The sequence below is a fragment of the Shewanella sp. P1-14-1 genome, assembly GCF_001401775.1.
Classification (GTDB): domain Bacteria; phylum Pseudomonadota; class Gammaproteobacteria; order Enterobacterales; family Shewanellaceae; genus Shewanella; species Shewanella japonica.
Genome location: NZ_LKTL01000020.1, coordinates 34,543 through 58,548, shown reverse-complemented (window position 1 = coordinate 58,548; position 24,006 = coordinate 34,543). Strand labels below are relative to the sequence as shown.

The following is a 24,006-nucleotide window of genomic DNA, read 5'->3' as shown; positions in this document are numbered from 1 at the left end:
TCAATAATTTGTTATCACTTCACATTCGTACAATAACAAGCTTCTTACTTATTCGATATTAAGTAATACTGATACCACTATGAACAATTCCAATAGCCAATATTCCTAAAAATAATGCTAAAAATAGAATTGCTTGAAAGCTTTATTGCTGTGGCAGAAAATGGCAACTTATCAAAGGCTGCTGAACAAATTTGCCGCACTCAATCTGCATTAAGTTTGCAGATTAAAAAGCTTGAAGAAAGCGTTGGTCAACCACTGCTTATCCGTGATAACAAAGGGGTCACCTTGACTGAATCAGGTGTCACTTTGCTTAACTATGCTTATAAAATGATGCAGTTAAGTTCACAAGCTTTAGATGATTTAAAAGATGGCCAAAATCGAGAAATCATTCGATTAGGTGTTCCAACAGATTATATAAAACGATATTTAAGCAGCTGTTTATTAGAATTTATTCGTGAATTTACGCGAATTGAATTAGTGATTGATACTGACGTAAGCGGAAATTTATACAAACGCTTACAACAAGGTGAATTTGACGTCATCGTTGCAACTCATTGGCAAACACCGGCTAATGGAGAGTTACTTTTTGAACGACGCTTTCATTGGGTAGCAGCCAAGAATGGTAATGCCCATAAACGCAGCGCTATTCCTATGGCACTGTACCCAGAAAATTGCCCTATTCGCGCACAAGTCTTTGCCAATCATCAATTAACAATGCGCTCGATCAATGTATTACTATCTACCCCGTCACCACAAGCATTGTGTATGGCCGTTGAAAACGATCTTACCATTGCCCCCATTGCTGAATTTCGGATCAGCGACAAAATGCAAATACTCGATCCCGTTGAGCATGGACTGCCAATATTACCGGTATTCAACGAAGCACTTTATCTCAATCCTGATACCCAAACAGATGCAACCTTACAGTTAATTTCGTTGATTAAAGCCAATGTAGAAAACCTAGCACATCATAATGATGACAGTGAATAAGTGAACTCGCCTTGCTGAAGGTTCGATATCAAAGCATAAGTTGTACTTATTAATAAAACCTACAAATAAACCTCAATAAAAAACATAAAAAAAGCCCCTAAGATGATGAATTAGAGGCTTTGATTATCAGCAATTATCTTACCCAAAGGGGGAGGCAATTGATAAGCAACTGCTGACTTATCTGCTGTTATAAGTTAACTAAAACAGTAAAGAACTATTCTTTATGTTTGTCGTATTTAAACGTGTGACAATCACTACAAATAGGCTTTTTCGCTTTATGTTCACCATGACACTCTTGACAAGGTAACTCTTTGCCATAATGCAAGTTATTATGTGGATTCTGCCACTTGTCTTCTTCACTACGCGCTGTTGTTTCAGCTAACTCATCAACATCATGACACTGCTGACAAGCTTGATCTGAAGGGAATTGTTTAATCCCCTGATCATGACAAGCTTTACAATCCTTACCAATCACTTCCTTATGATGGTCTCTAATTTCTACTGCTTGAACGCTGGCACTACTTAAACATAATAATCCCAATGCAAGCATTATCTTTAATGTGTTCATCAATAATTCCTCTTGTAAATTGGGTTACGCTTTCATCATGCTACGAGCAGCAGTCATTCCCATGACCATACACTCAGGAATAGAGCAACTTCCTAAGCGGCTTACACCATGGATACCACCACAGACTTCACCAGCAGCGTAAAGCCCTGGAATCGCCACACCCGTGAAGCTGTCTTTTACTTCTGCTTTGGTATTAATTTGAACGCCACCTTGGCAGTAATGCACTTTTGGCCATAAACGCACAACGGTAAAAGGCGCTTCAATATACTTACCTGCAGCCTTAGTCATATTTTTACCAAACTGCTTATCTTCACCAGATTTAACGTATTGGTTATATTCTTCAATTTGAGTTTTGAGTGCTTTTAACGGCACATTAAAATGCGAAGCTAATTCCTCAACAGAGTCAAACTTCCACCCCACGTTGTACTTAATGACTTTTTTGGTATTAGGATGCTTTTTAGAATCTTTGTAGCTAGTGATTAAAATAGGTGGTAATGCATTTCCTTGTTCATCACGGCACGCAAGTTCAGCATCAGCTCGCGTTTTGCGGTCAGCAATTTCATCCATAAAACGTTGACCAGTTAAACGGTTAATCGCAATAGAATGAGGGAAGTTATAGATAGAATAGTTAGATACATAACCAAAACCACCTTCATCAGGTGACGCCCAAGGGCCAGACTGAATATGTGCTAAATGAACGGGGACGGCACCAAGGCGGAACATTTCATACATGCCTTCGCCTGTAGCACCTGGTGCATTGGTACAACCTACTTCAGAGGTTAACGTTGGATCTTGCGCCATACGCAGATTTACATTTTGAGCAAAACCTCCTGTCGCCATAATCACGCCACGTTTTGCACGGATATTAATCACTTTGCCTGGTTGATCTTCGCCAAAGTGATAGTTATCACGCATTTTAACGCCTAACACTTCACCTTTTTCGCCGACAAGGAAGCCTTCAAACTTAGAACGGTTATGGGTGTGCACACCCAATTCACGGCATTTATGTAACAAAGGTTGAGTAATACCAGCACCACAACTCACCGTTGTTTGGTAAGTTCGAGCAACCGAATGACCGCCGAGTTGCTGTAAATATGGATGATATTCAGACCCTGCATCAAAGGTCATTTGCAATGCTTCCATAGCATGCTCAGCAACATGGCGTAGTAAAGCTTCGTCAGCAATACCACGTCCAGCCGCTAATTGGTCTGCAACCATACGATCTACAGAATCATTTACGCCTTCTTTTGATTGCATTGGCGTACCTGGTGCAGCAAATAAACCACCATTAATGGCTGAGTTACCTCCAAAATAGGACATTTTTTCAAAAATATGAACGTCCTTGGCACCCAATTTCGTCGCTTCAATTCCTGCTGCTAACCCTGCAAAGCCAGAACCAATAATGACGATTTCAATTTCTTTATCCCACTTAACACCGTCTGCTTTTTCAGAAACAGCCATCGCTGGAGCCACCATTGCAGCACCCGCTGCAACACCAAGCCCTGCGATAAATTTACGGCGTCCTAACAGATCTACATTACTCATAGGTCATCACCCTTTTTTTAAATTGACTCCTTCATCATAAAGATGGAATCAATTCCAAAAAGGGAATCAACCAAGGTTTACTTATATCTAAATAGGTAGATTTACAGAAATGAACCACAGCGCATATTTTAATCAAATATGGATGTGAGATAGCGATTTGGAATAGGTTCCAAACCGCTACTTCAAAGCAAGATGAATCAATAACAGATTACTGCTTAGGTAAACATTCAGTGAGTTTATCTACCAATAATCTGACTTTAGGAGATAGATGACGGTTTTGTGGATACAAAGCCCATATGCCTTCTTTTTCTTGTTGAAAAGATGCCAGTAGTACATTTAGCTTATTGTCAGCAATAGCCTGTTTAACGTAATAACCTGGTAATTGCACAATTCCCAGGCCTTTTAATGCCGCATCCAATAAACTAATACCGCTACTGCATTGCAGGTTCCCATGTACTTTTATACTTCTCGGCTTACCTAATTCATTAAAGTGCCAGTGAGATTGCGAGCCGATTAAACAATTATGCTGACTCAGTTCCGATAAAGAATATGGCGCACCAAAGCGATTAATATACTCAGGTGCAGCACACACAAATTGCTCACGACTGGTTAGCCGCTTTGCCATCATACTAGAGTCAGGTAATCGGCCTAAGCGAATAGCCAAATCATAACCGCCCTCAACTAAATCTAATTGCCTGTTTGTTAATTCACAAATCACTTCGACATCAGGATATTGCTGCATATAGTCAGTCACAATCGGCATGATAAACTTCTCACCATAGGTCACTGGTGCAGTCAGCTTGATTAACCCTTGCGGTTTATTTTGCAGGCTACTGATGGCTCGCTCAGCTTCTTCGAGACCATCAATCACCTGCCTACAATGCCGATAAAAAACTTGCCCTTCTTCTGTCAGAGAGACTTTTCTGGTGGTACGGTAAAAAAGTTTAGTATTTAACCTATTTTCAATCTGACTAATTTGACGGCTAACTTGGGCTGTTGAAATAGACAAACGCTTACCAGCAGCGGTAAAACTGTCCGTTTCAGCTACTGCGACAAACTCATAAACCCCTTCCCATGGCAGCATTATTACTCACCTGTAAAAGTCATTTGTAATTTAAGCTTATTATCAACTGACAGAAAATAAATACAATAGATCTATCACTACAAAATCTCATCTACACTAAGTAGATTCAATTTAGTCGTTCATCTTTAATAAGGACAAACACAATGTCAGCACAATTTATTAAGTCTAAAGCCGCTGTTGCATGGGGACCAGGACAACCTTTATCAGTTGAAGAAGTTGATGTCATGTACCCAAAAGCGGGAGAAGTGATGGTAAAGATTATCGCTTCGGGTGTTTGTCATACTGACGCATTTACCCTATCAGGTGATGATCCAGAAGGTGTTTTCCCGGCAATTCTGGGCCATGAAGGTGGCGGGATTGTTGAAATGGTCGGTGAAGGAGTCACTAGCGTTAAAGTCGGTGACCATGTTATTCCTCTTTACACCGCTGAGTGTGGTAAATGTAAATTCTGTACATCAGGTAAAACCAACCTATGTAGCGCAGTACGTGAAACCCAAGGTAAAGGCTTAATGCCTGATGGTACTACTCGCTTTTATAAAGATGGTGAGCCAATTTTCCATTATATGGGTTGTTCAACATTCTCCGAGTACACCGTATTACCTGAAATCTCACTTGCAAAAGTGAATAAAGATGCGCCACTAGAAGAAGTCTGTTTATTAGGTTGTGGTGTCACTACAGGTATGGGCGCCGTACTTAATACCGCTAAGGTTCAAAAAGGCGATACCGTAGCCATATTTGGTTTAGGTGGCATTGGTTTATCAGCAATTATTGGCGCTACCATGGCTGGGGCTTCACGTATTATTGGTATTGACTTAAATGAATCTAAATTTGAGCTAGCTACTAAACTTGGCGCGACAGATTGCATTAACCCTAAAAACTACGATAAACCTATTCAAGATGTCATTGTAGAGCTAACCGACGGTGGTGTTGATTTCTCTTTCGAATGTATCGGTAACGTCAATGTGATGCGCAGTGCACTTGAGTGTTGTCATAAAGGTTGGGGAGAGTCTGTGATTATTGGTGTTGCTGGTGCAGGACAAGAAATCTCAACTCGTCCATTCCAGTTGGTGACAGGCCGAGTCTGGAAAGGCAGCGCATTTGGCGGTGTTAAAGGGCGCAGTGAATTACCAGGCATTGTTGAGCAGTATCTAAATGGTGAGTTTAAATTAGATCACTTCATCACTCACACTATGGGGCTTGAAGGAATTAATGATGCTTTCGATTTAATGCACAGCGGAGAAAGTATTCGCTCTGTCATTCATTTCGACAAGTAAGCTCTGCGCAAATGTTATCCATTCAGAACGCTAACATATTCTGAATTGAACACCTTAAGACAACCATATGCCTTATCAGTTGATAAGGCATTTTCAAAAGAAGTGATAACAACATGACGTTAGAAAATGTCAGCAGTAATAAAGTTTTCGGTGGCTGGTTAAAGCAATATAACCATCATTCAGACACGGTAAATTGCCAAATGCGTTTTGCCATTTACTTACCACCACAAGCGGCAACTCAAAAAGTACCTGTGCTTTATTGGTTATCAGGTTTAACCTGCACCGATGAAAATGTTATGCAAAAATCAGGTATTCAACGAACAGCTGCGGAACTGGGTATTGCCATTGTGGCACCAGATACTAGCCCACGTGGTGAGAATGTCGCAGACGACAGCGAAGGAGCTTATGATTTTGGTCTAGGCGCAGGTTTTTATGTCAATGCAACTCAAGCCCCTTTTAATACCCATTATCAAATGTATGACTACGTTGTGAACGAGTTGCCAGAACTCATTGAACAACACTTTCCTGTTTCTCTGCAGCGCAGCATAAGTGGTCACTCAATGGGCGGTCATGGTGCTATCAGTATCGGTCTTAAAAATCCGCAGCGTTATCAGTCAATCTCAGCATTCAGCCCGATTTGTAATCCTATTAATTGCCCTTGGGGACAAAAGGCTTTTACTGGTTATCTAGGTACAGATAAACAAGATTGGCTTGAATATGACAGCACGGAATTAATGAAGCTTACTCAAGCCGCTATTCCAATGCTGGTGGACCAAGGTAGCGATGATAATTTCTTAGCAGAGCAGTTAAAACCACAAGTATTAGTCGATGCAGCCAAAGAACAGGAATACCCTTTAACCCTGCGTATGCAAGAAGGCTACGATCATAGCTACTACTTCATTAGTAGTTTTATCGAAGACCATTTAAGGTTCCATGCAAAGTATTTATAAATAGAAAACGACAATGATCAATGAGCCTTTACCTAAAAAAGAGGTCATTGTTCCATGTGAAACATAGTTAGAGTTTCAAAATAGAAATAACAGCCTTATAAAGATAGTAAAGCCTCAATGTGAATAACATTGAGGCTTTTATATAGGCAGTTACACGCATTGATAATGAAGAAAATAACTTGATAGAAAGACTAATTAACGCAATAACTCATCTTTGTCTCAGTCATTTTTCTGTTAAGTGCATTAGCCTTTAATGTCGCTAAAAGTGCAATAACCGAACATCCAAACATGATCAGCACCATGGGCCATAAAGCGTCTTTCAACAGTAATGCTGTTATACCACTAATAATTGCGCCGATGAAAAACTGCATAGCTCCCATTAACGCTGAAGCAGTACCTGCACTTCTACCAAAGTGCTTTAAAAAGCTTACACTTGCATTAGATATTGTCCCACCAGTCGCCGCCATACAGATAACAAAGCCAGAAACAGCAAACCATAGATTATTTGGCATAATCAAAATTGAACAGAACAAAACAAGTCCACCGAACACTTTTAACCCTAAAAATGCCAACAGCATTTGTTCAGCATCATAACGATTAAGCAAATAAGCATTTAAACGATTGATGATCACAACTCCCACAACATTAGCAATAAATAACCCTGAAAAGAGCGTTTCGCTAACACCAAACTTAACTAAATAAGCAAAAGGTGCATTGGTAATAAACGTGATTAATAGCGCATAAGAAAACACTTGTGCAATTAAATATCCCCGTGCAGGTTTGAACTTAAGAACACTTTTAAAGCTAGTACTAGGCATAGTATTACTAGCCTTTATATGCTTTGGCATAATAAAAAATGCACAGATTGCCACAAGGATTGCGAAAATTGCAGATGATAAGAAAATCCAATGCCAGCTGGATATTTTCATGATTAAGGTGCCAATGGCGGGAGCAATAGAAGGGGCTATCATCATAATTAGCATAACAAGTGAGAATACTTTCGCCGCTTCTTTTCCTTCTGCATTATCACGAATAGTTGCAGGTACAACAACAACAGCCATACCACCACCAATTGATTGCAAGCAACGCCAAAGCCAAAAAAACGCCAGAGAATCGACTAAAGCCAACACTAAACTGCATACACCAAACACCAGTAAACCTAATGACATAATTGGCTGACGGCCATATTTATCAGATAGTGGTCCGCCGACTAACTGACCAATTGCCATCCCGAAAACATACATGCTGACGGTAATCGCAATCAAAGAAGTGTCGACATTGAAATCAGTTGCAATGATTGGAATCGCTGGCAGATAACTATCGATCGCGTATGGAGTCATCGCAAAAACAGCAGCAAGTAACAGAATTAAGCTTTTAGATATGGATTGTTGCATTTACACCTCTAAAGTACCTTTCCAGAAAGATACTAGCTAGATTTTACCTTTCTAGCAAGATATATTACTTGCAACACCCACTGATTAAATGAATAGATTTTGCCAAAACAGGAAAGTGTCGATAGCATTTTACAATCAACAAAAATTAATTGGCCTGAAGCATACGACCATATTTCTCCGTCGATTCTGAAATTGCTCAGAGCTCATCATCACATCAGAACAGATCTCGAAGAGCTATTAGGTCATTACCAAATACAAGGTGCAGACTTCGGTATTCTGGCAACCTTAAGAAGAAGTGGCGAGCCTTATTGCTTGTCACCAACCACCCTTTATCACTCTCTGCTATTCAGTTCAGGCGGTTTAACAAAAGTCCTAAACAGGATGAAGCAAGCTGAGCTAATAGAAAGACTGGATAATCCAGACGACAAACGTAGTAAGCTGGTTAAGTTATCACCAATGGGAAAAGAACTGGTTGACGCTATCATCGTTGAACTTCATAAAAATGAACAAAAAAAATTAGCAATTTTGTCAGAAGATGAGATAAAACAGCTAGATACACTACTTAGTAAACTACTCTTGAGTTGGAATTAACACTCAACATCAATAAAAAATGCCAGCTAAATGTTAGCTGGCATTTTATCTATTTCTATTCATTAATGATGATTTGTAGTCAATGACTTATTGGTAAGTTTAGCAAAGTAACGTTTAGATTCTGCCCTCACCTTTGGCGCAAGTAAAATAGCAGACGTCATCGTCGGAATAGCCATTAAGGCATATGCCGCATCAATAATATTAACAATTTCTTGAATACTTGCCGTTGCAGCAAATAAAATCGCACACAAGAAAAAGTACTGATATAAACGTAACCGTTGACGACCAAATAAAAATGCAAAGCACTGTCCACCATAAAATGCTTGAGTAAAAATGGTACTGATACTGAAAAACACCACACACAATATCAACAGATAAGGCCCTACTCCTGGCATTGTCATTTCAAACGCTTGGGCAGATAAATTAACACCTTGTGCTTCACCTGTTTGCCAAACCCCAGAAATCAAAATTATCATTGCTGTTGCAGTACACACTAACAAAGTGTCAATGGCTGGACCAAGCATAGCGACAAGGCCTTCTTTAACAGGTTCATTGGTTCTCGCACTACCATGAGCCATCACTTCGGTACCAATACCCGCTTCATTTGAAAAAGCCGCACGACGAATGCCAATTAGCATCGTACCTAATATGCCGCCCCCAACTGAGTTTAATGAAAAAGCCTCAGTAAAAATTAATGCAAAGTAATGAGGTATTTCAGTTATATGAGTCGCAATAACATAAAAAGCACAGCTCATATAAATGAGGATCATCAATGGCACCACCTTTGATGCCACAGATGCAATACGTTTGATCCCGCCTAAAATAACGCTAGCAACAATCAGCATAACGACGATACCCAGTGATAAATCGATCCAAAAAGTAGATTCATTAGCTGGAAAATATCCTGGTTTTACAATTAGCCATTCACGAATAATCTGTACCAGTTGATTAGAGTTAAATAATGGAAAGTTACCCACTAGGCCTACAACACAAAAGAAAACTGCTAAAAAGTGCCACTTTTTAGATAACCCTTGAGTAATAATGTACATAGGGCCACCTTGTACATCGCCATTTTCATCTTTACCTCGATACATTATCGCTAAGGTACAAGTAAAAAATTTGGTCGCCATTCCAACAATGGCGCTGATCCACATCCAAAAAATAGCGCCTGGACCACCCACCATGATTGCGACAGCGACACTGCCGATGTTGCCCATTCCAACGGTACCTGCCATTGCACTGGAGAGTGCACCAGCGTGACTAATATGCCCTTCTGCACCTTTATCTGGATGTTTACCCCTTACAATATTAATGGCATGACCAATATATCGAAACGGAATAAACCTCGAATAAATAAGGAAAAAAAGCCCTCCACCCACAAGTAATACCAACATATGTGGGCCCCAAGCTAAATCGGCTATTTGGGCAGTAATAGAAACAAGAGACATGAAAAGTTATATTTTTGTTAAATGTAACTATTGAAAATACGGACAAAAACCGCTTTGTGCAATGATAAATCAGCGTAAACTATGACAATTAACGGTTAATTCAAAGGCAATAATATGGCAAAAATCGAAATTTTAGTCGGTACAACGCAAGGTGGTACTGAATATGTAGCAGACGATATGGCTGCAGAATTAGACAAATTAGGCCACGAAACTCAAATACATCTCGCTCCTAATTTATCTGAATTAGACCCAAAATCTCTATGGATGATCGTCAGTTCTACACATGGAGCTGGTGATCTTCCCGACAATATAGCGCCTTTTTATCAACAATTGATCGCCACAAATGATGATCTTACAGAGCTAAAATATGCGTTATGCGCTATTGGTGATTCAAGTTACGATACTTTTTGCCAAGGCCCAGAAAAAATAATTTCAAGGTTAGATCAACTCGGTGCAGTCTCATTTGTGAATAAGATCCAAATCGATGTTCAAATGGATCCAGTACCTGAAGATGCCGCGCTTGCTTGGTTAGCTCAATGGCAATCGTCGATCACTCCCACTAACTAAGTTAATATCTTCATTTATACTCACAATAATAGTCAACCTTATCCACAATAAGTTAATTTACAAGATAACTATGTGGATAAGGTATTATTTTATCCGATCATAACTTTGTATTGATCCACACCTGATCTGCTTAAAGATCCCCCCTGTGGATAAGTAGCCGATCTATCCCCAACTTATATTGAATTAGATCGCAGTTAGATCACAAGATCGTTTATCTATTACCCTTTGAATATAAAGAAAAATTAGGCTTACCCACAGAAAAGTACGATCCTAATAATAAACATAACAAAGAGATCTTTAAAAAGATCTTAAGATCTATTAAGCAAACCTCCTCTGATCGAAAGACGAAAATTGATCATTCCCGAAAAGCAAACCAGGTGCTAAAATACTCGGCTCAGAGAGTCTTTCGTTTAAAGATCTAAATTAGAAATTTATTTTATCCAAGGTTACAAAATGCATTTTCATGAACGGTTTGATGTAATTGTTGTTGGTGGTGGTCATGCCGGAACCGAAGCAGCCTTAGCTGCTGCCAGAATGGGATCAAAAACCCTATTACTGACACACAATATTGATACCCTTGGACAAATGTCTTGTAATCCAGCCATTGGTGGGATTGGCAAAGGCCATTTGGTAAAAGAAATTGATGCCTTAGGCGGTGCAATGGCAACCGCAACTGACTTTGCAGGTATCCAATTTAGAACATTAAATTCAAGCAAAGGCCCAGCTGTTAGAGCGACTCGTGCACAAGCTGATAGAGCTTTGTATCGTCAAAAAATACAACAAATTTTACAACATCAACCCAATCTACGTATTTTTCAACAAGCTGTAGACGATTTAGTTGTTGAAAACAATAAAGTTTTAGGTGTTGTTACTCAAATGGGCTTAGCATTTGAAGCCCCAAGCGTTGTATTAACAACCGGTACTTTCCTAAGTGGTAAAATTCATATCGGCTTAGAAAATTACAGCGGCGGAAGAGCAGGTGATCCACCTGCAATTGCACTCGCTAATAGACTAAAAGAATTACCAATTCGTGTTGGACGTCTAAAAACGGGCACGCCACCAAGAATTGATGCAAACACGATTGATTTCGATAAAATGCAAGAACAAAAAGGTGACAGTCCGTTACCTGTCATGTCATTCATTGGTGATGTTAGCCAGCATCCTGAACAAGTTTCTTGTTACATCACACATACCAATGAAAAAACTCACGATATTATTCGTGGAGGACTCGATCGTAGCCCAATGTACTCAGGTGTTATTGAAGGAATTGGTCCAAGATATTGCCCATCGATCGAAGATAAAATTAATCGTTTTGCAGACAAAAACTCCCATCAAATTTTTATTGAACCAGAAGGGTTAACCACTAATGAGATCTACCCTAATGGGATCTCAACAAGTCTACCTTTCGATGTACAATTAAATTTGGTTAGATCTATTCAAGGTATGGAAAATGCTGAGATCATTCGTCCTGGATACGCCATTGAATATGATTATTTTGATCCAAGAGATCTTAAAAACTCTTTAGAAACTAAAAATATTGATGGTTTATTCTTTGCTGGACAAATTAACGGCACAACCGGATATGAAGAAGCGGGTGCACAAGGTTTGTTAGCTGGTATGAATGCATCGTTGCAAGTACAAGGCAAAGAAGTTTGGTGTCCAAGACGCGATCAGGCATACATTGGCGTATTGGTTGACGATTTATCAACACTTGGCACAAAAGAACCTTACCGCATGTTTACCAGTCGTGCTGAATACCGTTTGTTACTTCGTGAAGACAATGCTGATTTACGTCTCACTGAAAAAGGCCGTGAATTAGGCTTAGTTGATGATGAGCGCTGGCAGAAGTTTAGTGAAAAACAAGAGTTAATTGAAACTGAATTACAGCGTTTACGCAGTAATTGGGTTCATAAAAACTCACCGTTACTGGATGTATTGAATCCTGAATTAAATACACCTATTTCACGTGAAGCATCATTTGAAGATTTATTACGTCGTCCAGAAATGGATTACAGTAAATTAATGAGTTTAGAAGGTTTCGGCCCAGGTGTTGACGATCCGCGTGCTGCAGAGCAAGTTCAGATCCAAGTGAAATATTCAGGCTATATTCAAAGACAGCAAGGTGAAATTGACAAAGCAATCCGTCATGAAACGACTGTTTTACCATTGGATTTGGATTATCAAGAAGTGCAAGGTTTGTCGAATGAGGTCATTGCTAAGATGAATGAGCATAAACCTGAAACCATTGGCCAAGCTTCACGTATTTCTGGAATGACCCCAGCCGCCATTTCAATTTTGCTTGTACACCTTAAAAAACGTGGTTTATTACGTAAAAGCGCATAAATCGCAGTAAAAAGTTGTGTTTTAACCAATAAGGGAAGCATTGAGACTTCCCTTAGTCATTTCTGCCATTCATAATACCCGATGATTAACGATTCCCTTTGATTTAGAGGTCACTTAGCGTGTTAGCCGATCAACTTAAGATTTATCTTGCTGAAACTGGTATATCAGCAACAGAAACTCAACAACAACAGCTTGTTGGGTTTGTTACCATGCTAAACAAATGGAATAAAGCTTATAACTTAACTTCGGTTAGAGATCCTGAACAGATGTTAATCCGTCATGTTATGGACAGTTTAGTGGTTTCTCCTTATCTTAAAGGGCAGCGTTTTATTGATGTTGGGACTGGACCTGGTTTACCTGGGATCCCACTAGCAATTCTTAATCCCGATAAAGAGTTTGTGTTACTTGATAGTTTAGGAAAACGTATTCGTTTTCAAAAACAGGTTCAATTTGAATTAAAGATCAATAACATTACTTCAGTTGAAAGTCGTGTTGAGGCTTATGAGCCCGAGCAAAAATTTGATGGCGTAATTAGCCGTGCTTTTGCATCAATTGAAGACATGTTGACTTGGTGTCATCACTTACCAGCTGACAATGGCCAATTTTATGCGCTTAAAGGCCAACTTAGTGATGCAGAAATGGCCAGTATTCCTAACGAGTTTACAGTCACTGAAACCATTTCGTTAACAGTGCCAAAGCTCGATGAACAAAGACATCTGTTAAAACTGACCAAGAAATAATAGTCAGGAAAAAAATAAATATTATCGGACATCGTAAATAAGTCCTTAGGGTGAACACGTGGGTAAAATCATTGCCGTAGCCAACCAGAAAGGTGGCGTTGGAAAAACAACAACTTGTGTTAATTTAGCAGCATCACTTGCAGCCACAAAACGCAAAGTGCTGTTAATCGATCTTGATCCGCAAGGTAATGCCACTATGGGCAGCGGTGTCGACAAATATGAAGTTGAAAATACCGCATACGAATTGCTTGTTGAAGAAAAGCCGTTCGAAGAGATAGTGATCAAAGATACGACCGGTAAATATGATCTTATTGCGGGTAATGGTGATGTAACTGCAGCAGAAATTAAGCTGATGGAGTTTTTTGCAAGAGAAATTCGATTAAAAAATGCTTTGGCAGCAGTAAAAGATGATTATGATTTCATTTTTATTGACTGTCCGCCGTCGCTCAACATGTTGACGGTCAATGCGATGTCTGCCGCTGATTCTGTATTAGTGCCAATGCAGTGTGAATACTATGCATTAGAAGGCTTAACTGCATTGATCGATACCATCACCAAATTAGGTGCGATGGTTAACCCTAATTTGAGCATCGAAGGGATCTTACGAACCATGTATGATCCTCGAAATCGTTTATCTAATGATGTGTCCGATCAGCTAAAACAACATTTTGGCGAAAAAGTATATCGCACCGTTATTCCAAGAAATATCCGTTTAGCTGAAGCGCCTAGTTTTGGTGCTCCTGCGATGTATTATGATAAATCAAGTGCTGGCGCCAAAGCCTATTTAGCTTTAGCGGGTGAAATTATTCGCCGTGCAGAGCAACAAACAGAATCAAAGTAAGCGTAAGGGAATAAAATGACGTTAAAAAAACGTGGTTTAGGTAAAGGTTTGGATGCATTACTAAGCAATAGTAGCGCTGCGAATAGAAAAACAGAACAGACTCAACCTAACATCAATATCGACCAAGCGCCGAAAGAAGATGGTTTATTAATGCTAGATGTGGATTTATTGCAATCTGGTAAATATCAGCCGCGTAAAGATATGTCACCAGAAGCACTGGATGAATTAGCTGAATCTATTAAGTCACAAGGTATCATTCAGCCTATTGTTGTTCGTAAAGTTGATGCTGAAAGATACGAAATCATTGCTGGCGAACGTCGTTGGAGAGCATCGCAAATTGCTCAATTAGAGCAAGTTCCTTGTATTGTTAAGCAAGTACCTGATGAATCCGCCGTAGCAATTGCCTTGATTGAAAATATCCAGCGTGAAGACCTTAATGCAATGGAAGAAGCCATTGCATTACAACGTTTACTTGAAGAATTTGAATTAACCCATCAACAAACGGCTGATGCTGTCGGAAAATCTAGAGCAAGTGTTTCTAACTTATTACGATTAAACAGTTTAAATGAGCCAGTAAAACGTTTATTAGAGTATGGCGATATTGATATGGGTCACGCTCGAGCATTATTGGCTATTGAAGGTGATGAGCAAACAAACCTTGCTCGATTAGTCGCTTCTAAAGAAATGACAGTTCGTGAAACTGAACGATTAGTGAATAAAGCCCTAAATCCTACCAAAGAAGCCGAAAAGCCAGCTAAAGATCATGATGTAACCCGCTTGGAGCAACAGTTAATTGAAAAATTAGGTGCTAAAGTGGCTATAAATCATGGCAGTAAAGGTAAAGGTAAAATTGTAATAAACTACCAAGATCTTGCTGAATTAGATGGAATACTTAGCAAAATCCACTAAATCCTCCAACAAAGTCATTTCAATAGTAACTTTGTAACAAGGCGTAAATTTGAGATTTTAGAAATTTAGTCTCAAATCACGCCTAATATCACTGTTTAACCTCTCATCAAAGTTGCAAACAAGGTGTGAAAAGGTATACTTTGCATGCTTTTTTTCCTGTCTGAGTTGTTAATGATCACATTAACCGCCCAGAAGAGAAATAAGCATTAATGCGGAGATTAAAAATTGAGTAAGGTTTTAGCGCGTCGTGGCCGGTGGTCAGCCTATAGAATAGTGTTGTTGCAGGCGGCGGTAGCTGGGGGAACTTCAATTTTATTTTTCGCTCTGTGGGGAGCTCAGTATGGCTTATCTGCTTTAGCAGGTGGTCTCATTGCTGTACTCCCTAATTTTGTATTCGCAACCCTTGCTTTCTCTCATGCGGGAGCTAAAGCGTCAGGAAAAGTCGTTTGGATGTTTTTCTTGGGGGAAGCGGTAAAGTTGCTGCTAACCATTGTGTTATTCGCCATTGCATTTGGCATGCTGAAAACGCCATTTATGCCGTTATTTAGCTGTTATTTGTTGGCGCTATTAATACCTTGGACAGCCCCTTTATACTTCAAGCAAAATTAAGTGAGATTAATCATGGCGACAACTGGTGAAGCATTAAATGCTTCCGAGTATATCCAGCATCACCTGACTAATGCGAAAATGTGTTCTGCTGATGGCGGAATTGCTTTTAACTATGCATGTCAAGATGCCGGGTTTTGGACTTGGCACATTGACTCACTTTTGTTTTCAGTAGGTCTTGGGGTTCTATTTTTGTGGGCATTCTTCAAAGTAGGACAAAAAGCAACAACTGGCGTTCCAGGTAAATTTCAATGTTTCGTTGAAATGTGCGTGGAAGGTGTAGATAAAATCGTTAAAGACTCATTTCATGGTCGTAACGCGGTTATCGCACCATTAGGTCTGACTATTTTTGTCTGGGTTTTCCTGATGAATTTAATGGACTTAATTCCGGTTGACTTTGTACCTGAAGCCGCAAACAGATTTTTAGGTGTTCCTTACCTTAAAATTGTACCAACAACTGACTTAAACGTAACTCTAGGTATGGCCTTGAGTGTGTTTGCGTTGATTGTTTTTTACAGTATTAAAGTTAAAGGATTTGGTGGTTTCACAAAAGAAATGACCTTACAACCTTTCAACCATTGGTCACTGATTCCAGTTAACTTGATTTTGGAAACAGTTACTTTGGTTGCGAAGCCGATTTCATTGTCGCTTCGTCTGTTTGGTAACCTGTATGCAGGTGAGTTGATCTTTATTCTGATAGCACTGATGCCTTGGTGGGCTCAGTTCGCATTATCAGTGCCTTGGGCTATTTTCCATATTTTGGTTATTGTGCTGCAGGCGTTTATCTTCATGATGCTTACGATTGTATATCTAAGCATGGCACATGAAGAACATTAATTTAATAAAATTAGTTATTTATCGGAGATAAAATGGAAACTGTAATTAGCTTTACAGCAATAGCTGTTGCAATCATGATTGGCTTAGCAGCGCTAGGTACTGGTATTGGCTTTGCTATCTTAGGTGGTAAGTTCTTAGAAGCTTCAGCTCGTCAACCAGAACTTGCTCCAGCATTACAAACTAAGATGTTCATCGTAGCTGGTCTACTTGATGCGATCTCAATGATTGCAGTTGGTGTTGCATTATTCTTCGTATTCGCTAACCCATTCTTAGGTCAATTAGCTGGCTAATCGCCCCCCTTAGAAGGAGTTGTCGTTATGAGTATTAACGCTACCCTGCTAGGCCAAGCGATTTCTTTTGCACTCTTCGTGTGGTTTTGCATGAAGTTTGTATGGCCGCCATTGATGAACGCTATCGAAGAACGCCAGAAGAAAATTGCCGATGGGCTAGCTGATGCAGGACGTGCTGCAAAAGATCTAGAGTTGGCTCAAGCGAAAGCTAATGAGCAACTAAAAGAAGCGAAGGCGACTGCTAATGAAATTATTGAGCAAGCTAATAAGCGCAAAGCTCAAATAGTTGAAGAAGCTAAAATTGAAGCTGATACCGAACGTGCGAAAATCATCGCTCAAGGTCAAGCTGAAATTGAAAACGAACGTAATCGCGTTAAAGATGACTTGCGTAAGCAAGTTGCTACTCTTGCCGTAACTGGTGCAGAGAAAATTCTTCAACGTTCGATTGATCCAGAAGCTCACAGTGACATAGTTAATAAACTTGTTGCTGAAATTTAATTAAGGAATCGGAGTTATGGCTGAAATAAGCACCATTGCTCGTCCTTATGCAAAGGCAGCTTTTGATTTTGCTGTTGAACACAAAGCAATTGAAGATTGGGCAGAAATGCTTAACTTCGCGGCATTGGTAAGTGAAAACGAATCAATTAAACCGTTGCTTGGTGGTTCATTGGCTAGTGCACAACTTGCCTCACTATTTATCGAAGTATGTGGTGAGCAAATGAATGCGCAAGGTCAGAACCTTATTAAGGTGATGGCTGAAAACGGTCGTTTAGAGATACTACCAACAGTATCTTTACTTTTTGCTGAATACCGCAATGAGTGGGCTAAAGAAGTTGAAGCAACTGTTGTTTCAGCGACTGAGCTGAGCTCTGAGCAACAAGAGCAAATTAGTGTTTCTCTTGAGAAACGTCTCGCACGCAAAGTTAAGCTGAATTGTAGTGTAGATGCATCGCTTATTGGCGGTGTAATTATTAAATCAGGCGACCTAGTCATCGATGGCTCGGTTAGCGGTAATTTATCGCGCTTGTCTGATAAGCTACAATCGTAATTGGGAGTTTGAGCATGCAACTGAATTCCACTGAAATCAGCGATCTGATTAAGCAGCGGATCGAGCAGTTCGACGTCGTTAGTGAAGCTCGCAACGAAGGTACAATCGTTGCAGTAAGTGACGGCATCATTCGCATTCACGGCCTTGCCGATGTAATGCAAGGTGAAATGATCGAACTGCCTGGTGGCCGTTTTGCAATCGCGTTGAACTTAGAACGTGATTCTGTCGGTGCCGTAGTAATGGGTCCTTATGCTAATTTAGCAGAAGGCGCAAAAGTTAAGACCACTGGTCGTATTCTTGAAGTACCAGTAGGTCGTGGTTTATTAGGCCGCGTAGTTAACACCCTTGGTGAGCCAATTGACGGTAAAGGACCAATCGATAACGATGGTTTCTCTCCTGTTGAAGTAATTGCTCCTGGTGTAATTGAGCGCCAATCAGTAGATCAACCAATCCAAACTGGTTATAAAGCCGTTGACTCTATGATCCCAATTGGTCGTGGACAACGTGAATTGATCATTGGTGACCGTCAGACTGGTAAAACAGCGATGGCTATCGATGCAATTATCAACCAGAAAGATTCAGGCATTAAATGTGTATACGTAGCTGTAGGCCAAAAGGCTTCTACAATTGCTAACGTAGTACGCAAGCTTGAAGAGCACGGTGCACTAGCTAACACTATCGTTGTAGTAGCAACAGCTTCTGAAGCTGCAGCATTACAATACTTAGCACCTTACTCAGGTTGTTCAATGGGTGAATACTTCCGTGACCGCGGTGAAGATTCTTTAATCGTATATGATGATCTATCTAAGCAAGCAGTTGCTTACCGTCAGATCTCTCTACTATTGAAGCGTCCACCAGGACGTGAAGCATACCCAGGTGATGTATTCTATCTACATTCTCGTTTATTAGAACGTGCTTCACGTGTAAACGAAATCTACGTAGATAAATTCACTAACGGTGAAGTAAAAGGTAAAACCGGTTCTTTAACTGCGTTACCGATTATTGAAACCCAAGCAGGTGATGTATCTGCATTCGTACCGACCAACGTAATTTCTATTACAGATGGTCAGATCTTCCTTGAGACTGACTTATTTAACTCTGGCTTACGTCCAGCTGTTAACCCTGGTATTTCTGTTTCTCGTGTTGGTGGTGCGGCTCAGACTAAGATCATCAAGAAACTGTCTGGTGGTATTCGTACCGCGTTAGCACAGTATCGAGAGCTTGCTGCGTTCTCACAATTTGCATCTGACTTAGATGATGCAACTCGTGCTCAACTTGAGCATGGTGAGCGTGTTACCGAACTTATGAAGCAAAAGCAATATGCTCCAATGAGCATCGCTGCCCAAGCTATCTCAATCTTCGCGGCTGAAAAAGGCTACTTGAAGACTGTTGAATTAAGTAAAATCGGTAGCTTCGAAGCTGCTCTGCTTTCATTCATGAACAGCGAACATGCTGAGCTTGTTAATACTATTAATGAAACTGGCGATTACAACGCAGACATTGAAAGTCAATTAAAAGCTGGCCTGGACAAGTTCATTGAAACCCAAACCTGGTAATAATTATCGAGGTGTCGTAAGGCGCCTCAGGTCCCAGATTGGAGAGTAGAAATGGCCGGCGCTAAAGAGATTAAAACCAAGATCGCGAGTGTTAAAAACACTCAAAAGATCACTTCTGCAATGGAAATGGTGGCTGCCAGCAAAATGCGCAAAGCGCAGGATCGCATGGAGTCGAGCCGTCCATATGCAGAGCATATGCGTAAGGTGATCGGTCACGTAGCGCAAGGTACTCTTGAATATAAACATCCATATTTGGAAGTTCGAGATGCCAAGCGGGTTGGTTACATTGTTGTGTCAACCGACCGTGGCCTTTGTGGTGGTCTGAACGTTAACCTTTTCAAAAAGGTTGTGTCAGATGTGAAGGATTGGAAAGACCAAGGGGCAGAAGTTGAATTTTGTCCAATTGGTGCACGAAGTGTGCAATTCTTCAATAGCTTTGGTGGAGAAATCTCTGCCCATGCCTCAGGTTTAGGCGATGCGCCTAAGTTAGCCGATTTAATCGGTACCGTGAGAGTTATGCTACAAGCTTACAACGAAGGCAAACTGGATCGTCTGTTTATCGTATTCAACAAATTTGTGAATACTATGACTCAGACTCCTGTGATCGAACAGCTGCTACCTTTACCTAAATCGGAAGAAGAAGTAGCTAAGTATCCTTGGGATTACATTTACGAGCCAGATCCAAAAGATATTTTGGAAGTATTGTTGACTCGTTATGTTGAGTCTCAAGTTTATCAAGGTGTTGTTGAGAATATTGCGTCTGAACAGGCTGCCCGTATGGTAGCAATGAAGGCTGCAACTGATAACGCTGGTGAGCTGATCGATGATCTGCAATTAGTCTATAACAAGGCACGACAAGCTGCGATTACGCAAGAATTGTCGGAGATTGTTTCAGGCGCTGCAGCGGTTTAGGTTAGGTAACTAATAAAGTTTAGAGGATTAATCATGAGCACAGGTACTGTTGTCCAAGTAATTGGCGCGGTTGTGGACGTAGAGTTTCCACAAGATTCTGTACCTCAGGTATATGACGCTCTGAAGATCACAGGTGAAGGCGACTGTAATGGCTTGGTGCTGGAAGTTCAGCAACAGCTAGGTGGTGGTGTAGTTCGTGCCATCGCTATGGGTTCTTCTGATGGTCTGCGTCGTGGTCTAGAGGTAGCAAACTCAGGTTCACCAATTTCTGTTCCGGTTGGGGTTGCAACCCTTGGCCGTATCATGAACGTATTGGGTGAGCCTATCGATGAAGCGGGTGACATTGGTGAAGAAGAGCGTTATGAAATTCACCGTGAAGCACCTTCATACGAAGATCAGTCAAACACAACTGAACTTTTAGAGACTGGTATCAAGGTTATCGACCTTGTTTGTCCATTCGCTAAGGGTGGTAAAGTTGGTTTATTTGGTGGTGCTGGTGTTGGTAAAACCGTCAACATGATGGAATTAATCAACAACATCGCAAAAGCACACTCAGGTCTTTCTGTATTCGCTGGTGTTGGTGAGCGTACTCGTGAGGGTAACGACTTCTACTACGAAATGAAAGATTCTGGCGTTCTCGACAAAGTAGCCATGGTATATGGTCAAATGAACGAGCCTCCAGGAAACCGTTTACGTGTAGCATTGTCTGGTTTGACAATGGCTGAAAAATTCCGTGACGAAGGTCGTGACGTACTGTTATTCGTTGATAACATCTACCGTTACACTTTGGCCGGTACTGAAGTATCTGCACTATTAGGCCGTATGCCTTCTGCAGTAGGTTACCAACCAACACTAGCTGAAGAAATGGGTGTTCTACAAGAACGTATTACTTCAACTAAGTCTGGTTCTATTACCTCTGTACAAGCGGTATATGTACCTGCGGATGACTTAACCGATCCGTCACCAGCAACAACCTTCGCTCACTTAGACGCGACTGTTGTACTGTCTCGTAACATTGCTTCGCTAGGTATTTACCCAGCGGTTGACCCACTGGATTCGACTTCTCGTCAATTAGATCCATTAGTTGTTGGTCAAGAGCATTACGATGTAGCAAACGGCGTACAAACTGTACTTCAACGCTACAAAGAGCTAAAAGACATTATTGCTATCTTGGGTATGGATGAATTATCTGATGAAGATAAAACAACTGTATTCCGCGCACGTAAGATTGAGAAATACTTATCTCAACCTTTCTTCGTAGCAGAAGTCTTTACAGGTTCTCCTGGTAAGTACGTTTCTCTTAAAGACACTATCCGTGGCTTCAAGGGTATCTTGAATGGTGAGTTTGATCACATTCCAGAGCAAGCGTTCTACATGGTTGGTTCAATCGACGAAGCTGTCGAGAAAGCTAACAAAAAGAAATAACTGAGCATTAGCTTAGTATTTTAGGAGATCTTGATGGCAGCCATGACAGTCAAACTTGATATAGTAAGTGCAGAGAACAGCATGTACAGCGGTGACGTGACCTTCTTAGAAGTGAGCGGTACTGAAGGTGAGTTAGGTATTATGCCTAACCATGCTCCTTTGCTAACTAAAATCAAACCTGGCATGGCGCGCATGATTAAGGAAGATGGAAGTGAAGATGTATTGTATTTATCAGGTGGTATCCTGGAAGTACAACCAACTTCAATTTCTGTACTTGCTGACGTCGCTATGCGTGCCGATGATATTGATGAGCAAGCTGCACTTGAAGCTAAGCAACGCGCAGAAGCGAGTATCGCTAATGCAGGCGCTGACTTTGATTACGAAGCTGCAACAATCGAATTAGCTAAATCTTTAGCTCAACTTCGTGTTGTTGAAACCATCAAAAAGAACATTGCCAGATAAAGGTTATTGTTTTAAAAAGGCGACCCTTGGGTCGCCTTTTTTGTGTCTGTTATTTAAATGTCTCTCACCAGGTGTATCACTAACCATAGCTAATGAACCAGAATAAGCAGAGAACTGCACATTTCCATTTCTAACATTCAATATCTGCGATAAAATAAACGGCTACTAACTCAATTGTTGCTCAAGGAATCCTGATGTCATTAAATGTTGTCATTCTCGCTGCTGGTAAAGGAACACGGATGCGTTCAGACTTGCCAAAAGTACTACACCCCATTGCTCATAAAAGCATGGTACAACATGTTATTGATACCGCTAATTCGCTTGGTAGTAATGCTATTCAGCTGGTTTATGGTTATGGCGCAGATAAACTTCAAACTGTTTTAGGTGAACAAGCTGTAAATTGGGTTCTACAAGCTGAGCAATTAGGTACTGGCCATGCTGTGGCTCAAGCTAATCCAAACATTAATGACGACGACACCGTGTTAATTCTTTATGGTGATGTGCCTCTAATACAGCAGTCGACCTTAGAAAAGTTATTAGCAGCAAGACCAGAAAACGGTATGGCTATTTTAACGGTCAATTTAGTTAACCCAACAGGTTATGGTCGAATTGTTCGCGAAGCGGGTAACGTGGTTGGTATTGTTGAGCAAAAAGACGCTAATGCTGAGCAGTTACTGATTCAAGAAGTAAACACAGGCATCATGGCGGTTCCTGGTAAACAACTTAAATCTTGGTTAGGTCGCTTATCAAATGCTAATGCTCAAGGTGAATACTATCTAACGGATATTGTTGCCATGGCAAAAGAAGATGGTGTGGCCATCGATACAGCCCAACCTGAATCAGCTGTAGAAGTTGAAGGGGCGAATAATCGCATTCAACTTGCACAACTTGAAAGAGCTTATCAGGCAAGAGCGGCTGAAAAATTAATGCTTGAAGGTGCAAACCTTCGTGATCCTGCTCGACTTGATATTCGCGGTGATGTCAGCGTCGGCATGGATGTAATGATTGATATCAATGTTATTTTCCAAGGAAAAGTGACGATTGGTAATAACGTGACGATTGGTGCTGGTGCCATTCTTATTGACTGTGAGATTGCTGATAACGCTGAAATTAAACCTTATTCAATAGTCGAAGGCGCCAAGCTAGGTAAAGCTGCTAGTGCTGGGCCATTTGCTCGTTTACGCACAGGTGCAGAACTCAAAGAAGATGCCCATATTGGTAACTTTGTTGAAATGAAAAAAGCGGTATTGGGTGAGGGGTCTAAAGCGGGTCATTTAGCTTACCTAGGTGATGCGAGTATTGGTCGCGGTGTAAATATTGGTGCTGGTACTATTACGTGTAATTACGATGGTGCAAATAAATTCCAAACGACTATTGAAGATGATGTGTTTGTCGGTAGCGACTCGCAACTTATTGCACCTGTGACCATTGGTAAAGGGGCCACATTAGGTGCTGGCTCTACGATTGCTAAAGATGTCGGTGAGGGTGAGTTAGTTATTACTCGTGTTAAACAGCGTCACATTAGTGGTTGGGCAAGACCAGTCAAAAAGCCTAAATCATAAAGTTGAGCTTTAAAAACTGACATAAAATCAGTTTATTAATCAAATTTATAAACGGTCTGTTAAA

24 protein-coding genes are annotated in these 24,006 nt (G+C 40.6%); 19 read left to right on the top strand and 5 right to left on the bottom strand.

Annotation, left to right across the window (positions count from 1 at the left end):
• Positions 1-114 precede the first annotated feature (114 nt).
• The gene (locus tag AN944_RS15080) at positions 115-990 is read left to right on the top strand and encodes a LysR family transcriptional regulator (RefSeq protein WP_055025470.1); all 876 of its coding nucleotides are present in this window, start codon (positions 115-117) and stop codon (positions 988-990) included.
• Between the two features lie 214 nt (positions 991-1,204).
• On the opposite strand, the gene AN944_RS15075 is transcribed toward AN944_RS15080, so the two are convergent.
• The 3 genes from AN944_RS15075 to AN944_RS15065 all read right to left on the bottom strand — a co-directional run bounded on the left by AN944_RS15075 (position 1,205) and on the right by AN944_RS15065 (position 4,187).
• Positions 1,205-1,558, bottom strand: coding sequence for a cytochrome c3 family protein (locus tag AN944_RS15075; RefSeq protein ID WP_055025469.1), 354 nt, complete (start codon positions 1,556-1,558; stop codon positions 1,205-1,207).
• A 24-nt stretch (positions 1,559-1,582) separates the two neighbouring features.
• On the bottom strand, positions 1,583-3,103 hold the full coding sequence (locus AN944_RS15070; protein WP_055025468.1) for a flavocytochrome c: 1,521 nt from the start codon (positions 3,101-3,103) through the stop codon (positions 1,583-1,585).
• A 208-nt stretch (positions 3,104-3,311) separates the two neighbouring features.
• Positions 3,312-4,187 carry a LysR substrate-binding domain-containing protein gene (locus tag AN944_RS15065; protein ID WP_055025467.1) on the bottom strand — a complete coding sequence of 292 codons (876 nt, stop codon included), beginning with the start codon at positions 4,185-4,187 and terminating at the stop codon, positions 3,312-3,314.
• A gap of 143 nt (positions 4,188-4,330) precedes the next feature.
• On the opposite strand from AN944_RS15065, the gene AN944_RS15060 reads away from it, so the two are divergent.
• Positions 4,331-5,461, top strand: coding sequence for an S-(hydroxymethyl)glutathione dehydrogenase/class III alcohol dehydrogenase (locus tag AN944_RS15060; protein ID WP_055025466.1), 1,131 nt, complete (start codon positions 4,331-4,333; stop codon positions 5,459-5,461).
• A gap of 113 nt (positions 5,462-5,574) precedes the next feature.
• Entirely contained in the window at positions 5,575-6,411 is an 837-nt protein-coding gene (gene fghA, locus AN944_RS15055) for an S-formylglutathione hydrolase (RefSeq protein ID WP_055025465.1), read from the top strand.
• Positions 6,412-6,602: 191 nt separating this feature from the next.
• Here fghA and AN944_RS15050 read toward each other — a convergent pair whose 3' ends face one another.
• The gene (locus AN944_RS15050; protein ID WP_055025464.1) at positions 6,603-7,805 is read right to left on the bottom strand and encodes a multidrug effflux MFS transporter; all 1,203 of its coding nucleotides are present in this window, start codon (positions 7,803-7,805) and stop codon (positions 6,603-6,605) included.
• Between the two features lie 99 nt (positions 7,806-7,904).
• Between AN944_RS15050 and AN944_RS15045 the strand changes: the two genes are divergently transcribed.
• Positions 7,905-8,396, top strand: coding sequence for a MarR family winged helix-turn-helix transcriptional regulator (locus tag AN944_RS15045; protein WP_055025463.1), 492 nt, complete (start codon positions 7,905-7,907; stop codon positions 8,394-8,396).
• 62 nt (positions 8,397-8,458) lie between these two features.
• On the opposite strand, the gene AN944_RS15040 is transcribed toward AN944_RS15045, so the two are convergent.
• Positions 8,459-9,844 (bottom strand): sodium:alanine symporter family protein, encoded by a 1,386-nt coding sequence (locus tag AN944_RS15040; RefSeq protein WP_055025462.1) that lies wholly within the window; start codon positions 9,842-9,844, stop codon positions 8,459-8,461.
• Positions 9,845-9,958: 114 nt separating this feature from the next.
• On the opposite strand from AN944_RS15040, the gene mioC reads away from it, so the two are divergent.
• From mioC to glmU, 15 genes are all read left to right on the top strand, one after another.
• Positions 9,959-10,411: an FMN-binding protein MioC gene (gene mioC, locus AN944_RS15035; protein WP_055025461.1), complete on the top strand. Its 453-nt coding sequence runs from the start codon at positions 9,959-9,961 to the stop codon at positions 10,409-10,411.
• 453 nt (positions 10,412-10,864) lie between these two features.
• Positions 10,865-12,754 carry a tRNA uridine-5-carboxymethylaminomethyl(34) synthesis enzyme MnmG gene (gene mnmG / locus AN944_RS15030; RefSeq protein ID WP_055025460.1) on the top strand — a complete coding sequence of 630 codons (1,890 nt, stop codon included), beginning with the start codon at positions 10,865-10,867 and terminating at the stop codon, positions 12,752-12,754.
• Between the two features lie 119 nt (positions 12,755-12,873).
• Complete coding sequence (rsmG, locus tag AN944_RS15025) at positions 12,874-13,494, top strand: 16S rRNA (guanine(527)-N(7))-methyltransferase RsmG (RefSeq protein WP_055025459.1); 621 nt, start codon at positions 12,874-12,876, stop codon at positions 13,492-13,494.
• Positions 13,495-13,552: 58 nt separating this feature from the next.
• Entirely contained in the window at positions 13,553-14,335 is a 783-nt protein-coding gene (locus tag AN944_RS15020; RefSeq protein WP_055025458.1) for a ParA family protein, read from the top strand.
• A gap of 15 nt (positions 14,336-14,350) precedes the next feature.
• Entirely contained in the window at positions 14,351-15,244 is an 894-nt protein-coding gene (locus AN944_RS15015) for a ParB/RepB/Spo0J family partition protein (RefSeq protein ID WP_055025457.1), read from the top strand.
• Between the two features lie 225 nt (positions 15,245-15,469).
• Positions 15,470-15,853 carry an ATP synthase subunit I gene (locus tag AN944_RS15010; protein ID WP_055025456.1) on the top strand — a complete coding sequence of 128 codons (384 nt, stop codon included), beginning with the start codon at positions 15,470-15,472 and terminating at the stop codon, positions 15,851-15,853.
• A 12-nt stretch (positions 15,854-15,865) separates the two neighbouring features.
• Positions 15,866-16,687 (top strand): F0F1 ATP synthase subunit A, encoded by an 822-nt coding sequence (gene atpB / locus AN944_RS15005; protein WP_055025455.1) that lies wholly within the window; start codon positions 15,866-15,868, stop codon positions 16,685-16,687.
• A gap of 32 nt (positions 16,688-16,719) precedes the next feature.
• The gene (gene atpE / locus AN944_RS15000) at positions 16,720-16,977 is read left to right on the top strand and encodes a F0F1 ATP synthase subunit C (protein WP_012157432.1); all 258 of its coding nucleotides are present in this window, start codon (positions 16,720-16,722) and stop codon (positions 16,975-16,977) included.
• A 27-nt stretch (positions 16,978-17,004) separates the two neighbouring features.
• The gene (gene atpF / locus AN944_RS14995) at positions 17,005-17,475 is read left to right on the top strand and encodes a F0F1 ATP synthase subunit B (protein ID WP_055025454.1); all 471 of its coding nucleotides are present in this window, start codon (positions 17,005-17,007) and stop codon (positions 17,473-17,475) included.
• Positions 17,476-17,491: 16 nt separating this feature from the next.
• Positions 17,492-18,025, top strand: a complete 534-nt coding sequence (gene atpH / locus AN944_RS14990) for a F0F1 ATP synthase subunit delta (RefSeq protein WP_055025453.1) — start codon at positions 17,492-17,494, stop codon at positions 18,023-18,025.
• A gap of 14 nt (positions 18,026-18,039) precedes the next feature.
• Positions 18,040-19,581 carry a F0F1 ATP synthase subunit alpha gene (atpA, locus tag AN944_RS14985; protein ID WP_055025452.1) on the top strand — a complete coding sequence of 514 codons (1,542 nt, stop codon included), beginning with the start codon at positions 18,040-18,042 and terminating at the stop codon, positions 19,579-19,581.
• A 51-nt stretch (positions 19,582-19,632) separates the two neighbouring features.
• The gene (gene atpG / locus AN944_RS14980) at positions 19,633-20,493 is read left to right on the top strand and encodes a F0F1 ATP synthase subunit gamma (protein ID WP_055025451.1); all 861 of its coding nucleotides are present in this window, start codon (positions 19,633-19,635) and stop codon (positions 20,491-20,493) included.
• Positions 20,494-20,526: 33 nt separating this feature from the next.
• The gene (gene atpD / locus AN944_RS14975; RefSeq protein WP_055025450.1) at positions 20,527-21,918 is read left to right on the top strand and encodes a F0F1 ATP synthase subunit beta; all 1,392 of its coding nucleotides are present in this window, start codon (positions 20,527-20,529) and stop codon (positions 21,916-21,918) included.
• A gap of 33 nt (positions 21,919-21,951) precedes the next feature.
• On the top strand, positions 21,952-22,380 hold the full coding sequence (locus tag AN944_RS14970; protein WP_055025449.1) for a F0F1 ATP synthase subunit epsilon: 429 nt from the start codon (positions 21,952-21,954) through the stop codon (positions 22,378-22,380).
• 194 nt (positions 22,381-22,574) lie between these two features.
• Entirely contained in the window at positions 22,575-23,942 is a 1,368-nt protein-coding gene (glmU, locus tag AN944_RS14965) for a bifunctional UDP-N-acetylglucosamine diphosphorylase/glucosamine-1-phosphate N-acetyltransferase GlmU (RefSeq protein ID WP_055025448.1), read from the top strand.
• Positions 23,943-24,006 lie beyond the last annotated feature (64 nt).